The sequence below is a fragment of the Gilliamella sp. Nev5-1 genome (genome assembly GCF_001690895.1).
Taxonomy (GTDB): Bacteria; Pseudomonadota; Gammaproteobacteria; order Enterobacterales; family Orbaceae; genus Gilliamella; species Gilliamella apicola_C.
In genome coordinates this window covers 1-2,849 of record NZ_LZHO01000001.1, presented here as the reverse complement: position 1 = coordinate 2,849, position 2,849 = coordinate 1, and the positions used below count along the sequence as shown (strand labels likewise).

The following is a 2,849-nucleotide window of genomic DNA, read 5'->3' as shown; positions in this document are numbered from 1 at the left end:
CAATCCTATGGAACAAGGCGACTACAAGTAGCGCTTAGAAAGAAAAGCATACTATTATCCCGTCGCCGAATTGGTCGAATCATGCAAGAAAACGGATGAGTATCAAAATATACCTGTAAAAAATATTGTGCTAATACAGAACAAAGCAACGAATCAACAGTAAGTAAGCAACTTAATCGTGAGTTTACCGTAGGCCAACAACGCAAAGTGTTAGTGACTGATTTAACTTATGTGAGAGTAAAACAACAATGGCATTACCTTTGTGTGATTATTGATGTAAGCAATCGAGAAATCGTGGGACGAAGTGCTGGAAAACATAAAAATGCTCAACTGGTTATGGATGCTATCAGCCAAATCCCTATTAACTTAAATTCAGTTGAGTTATTTCATTCAGATAGAGGAAAAGAATTTGATAATCATCTACTTGATGAATGTTTAAAGGAATTTGGCATTGAGCGTTCATTAAGCCATAAGGGATGCCCTTATGATAATGCTGTTGCTGAAGCAACATTTAAAGCGGTGAAAACTGAATTTGTGTCAAACACGATTTTTGATTCACTTGAACAACTCAGGTTGCAATTTAATCACTATGTGGATTGGTTTAATTACAACAGGCTTCATTCGTCTTTAAATTACCAGTCACCCATTGAATATAAAATGAATCTATGACCTTATCTTTTTGGTACTAAAAAGTGTGGACATACCATTTATTGGAAAAAGCAGCGCAATATATAAACAATGCTTTATCTAAAGACGAGTATATAGATGTGGATGATATTCTGCATTTTGCTTCTCATGATCAAATACAATTATGCGTTAGATTACGTGTGAATCAACCAAGTAGCATTTATGCATTTATAGATAGTATACCAATACATATATGGGAAAAATTAGAACAACGAGACGAAAACTATCGATTCTTTTTTAGTTGTAAATATGGTGGATGTGGCTTTAACTCCATTACCTAAGTCATTAGATGTAGATATTGAAAAAGGTGATTTTAATTCTAGTGTTTCATATGCAGATATTATTATGGCAATAACAAATAGGTTTATTAATGATATTCAAATACAAAAACATAAAAAACTAGCAGTTGAATATTTATATCTTCCGGGAGAAGAATCATTTTTAGATGATAAGTTTGATTTAAATATTATAGAATGTAAAGAACCCCTTATATTTGAGTTAGATGAGTTAATTATAACAACTGAAGAATTAGATAATTTCATAACTAAATTAAAAAACACTGCCCAAAAAGACAAAACGTTTAAAAGTGAAGTGGTTGGTAGAAAAGAAAATATATTAAAGAAAGATATTTTAGATATAGCCAAAGCAACTAGGGAAAAATATCCAAACTGTACCGGTAATTCTTTAGCAACAAAAATACACACTTTTCTTAGTAACCATAATGCCCCCCTGCATTTGGAACAATAAAAGAATATATATCAAGAAATCTTTTAGCTCCACAAGATAAAAATACTAAACTGAATTACGACTTAGTCATTCCAGAACATTTAAAACACCTAAAAAAATAAATAAACTAAAAATTTATAAATTAATTATTTATTTACCTGTTTTTTTATATACAGTGTTTGTTACAGTTACCTTGTTTTATAAACTTTTATAAAGAGGTAACTAATGACCAATCAAATCCTTTCCAAACAAGAAGTAAAAACCTTACTACATTTCAAATCTGACACTAGCCTTTACACGCTAGAGAAGAAAGATAAAACTTTTCCGCAAAAAATTAGAATCGGTTTACGCCGTGTTGGCTATCGAGCTGATGAGATTTACTCTTGGCTTGAATCTCGCAGAGTAGAACGTCGTGAGGTAGCATAATGGTGATAAAGCAAAACCCTCTATATCGCGAAATAATCGAGGGCTTAGATTGGAACTTAGACGCTTCCAATCATAGCCAATCTGATTATAAAAAGCTACCCAAAAAGCCGAGAGCTTACCTATTAATTGCGTGTACTGGTGACAATGGTATTACCGAAAATGAGATATTGCGCACCTGTAGGCTTTCTAGCGATAGAAATTATTGTTCAGAACTAGAAAGAAAGTTAGGCATTACATTAAAGCGCATGGATGAATCTAATACCGACGGAATAGGCTCACATTATCGCTATTACCTAGCCAATAGGGAAGATGCTCAAAAGGTGGTTAATCTGATTCTTAGTTATGAAAATAGCTTATTAACTGATTCAGATATCAGCCAAATTTTAGCACTTTACCCAAGCAAAGCAGCTTAATTAATTGATTTTATAGCAAAGCTCATTTTTGAGCCGACGGTATCCCTTTGCCTAAATTTAGCTAAAAGAGGGATTTTTCGACACGTTAGGAGTAATAATTATGACAGATTTTAATCATTTAGTACCAGTAACAGAAACGCAATTCAACGGCAAATTACAGCAAACAGTTAGCGCGAAAGATTTACATCGTTTTCTTGGTGTAGGGCGTGATTTTTCTACATGGATTAAATCTCGTATTGATGAGTACGCATTGAGTCCAAATGATGATTATTTGCTATTGGATTATTCCCCCGAATTGGTGAATCAAAGCACAAATAATAAACAATATTCCCCAGTTTTGGGGAAAAATACCCAACGAGGTAGGCCAGAAAAAGATTACTTATTAACAATTGGAACCGCTAAAGAATTGGCGATGATTGAAAACAACGAGAAAGGACGAGCAATAAGAAAGTACTTTATACGTTGTGAAGGACACCTTAAAGAAATCGCACCAGCAATCCAGAAGAAAGCGCTTAATCGATTAAAAGCACGTTTAAAAGTCGCAGATTATAGCCGTCCTATGTGTGACGCTTTAACAGAGCAACGTAAAGCACTGGG

5 protein-coding genes and 1 pseudogene are annotated in these 2,849 nt (G+C 33.6%); all 6 read left to right on the top strand.

Annotation, left to right across the window (positions count from 1 at the left end; all coding sequences use genetic code 11):
• The coding region (locus A9G41_RS14860; RefSeq protein WP_143425376.1) for an IS3 family transposase at positions 1–99 on the top strand (99 nt) is incomplete at its 5' end.
• Positions 100–123: 24 nt separating this feature from the next.
• Positions 124–669 (top strand): annotated as a pseudogene (locus tag A9G41_RS00025) (IS3 family transposase); the annotation flags it as partial.
• Positions 670–936: 267 nt separating this feature from the next.
• Positions 937–1,434, top strand: a complete 498-nt coding sequence (locus A9G41_RS00020) for a hypothetical protein (RefSeq protein ID WP_065582490.1) — start codon at positions 937–939, stop codon at positions 1,432–1,434.
• A 204-nt stretch (positions 1,435–1,638) separates the two neighbouring features.
• Positions 1,639–1,839: a helix-turn-helix transcriptional regulator gene (locus tag A9G41_RS00015; RefSeq protein WP_065642718.1), complete on the top strand. Its 201-nt coding sequence runs from the start codon at positions 1,639–1,641 to the stop codon at positions 1,837–1,839.
• Entirely contained in the window at positions 1,839–2,252 is a 414-nt protein-coding gene (locus tag A9G41_RS00010; RefSeq protein ID WP_075539156.1) for a hypothetical protein, read from the top strand. The genes A9G41_RS00015 and A9G41_RS00010 overlap by 1 nt, the downstream gene beginning before the upstream one ends.
• Before the next feature lie 100 nt (positions 2,253–2,352).
• Positions 2,353–2,849, top strand: a 497-nt coding sequence (locus tag A9G41_RS00005; protein ID WP_179854661.1) for an antA/AntB antirepressor family protein, incomplete at its 3' end; no start/stop codon positions are given.

What these genes read in the sequence shown, in the direction of transcription:
- A9G41_RS00015 (WP_065642718.1), top strand. Translation starts at nt 1,639, where the DNA reads ATGACCAATCAAATCCTTTCCAAACAAGAAGTAAAAACCTTACTACAT.
- A9G41_RS00020 (WP_065582490.1), top strand. Translation starts at nt 937, where the DNA reads ATGGTGGATGTGGCTTTAACTCCATTACCTAAGTCATTAGATGTAGAT.
- A9G41_RS00010 (WP_075539156.1), top strand. Translation starts at nt 1,839, where the DNA reads ATGGTGATAAAGCAAAACCCTCTATATCGCGAAATAATCGAGGGCTTA.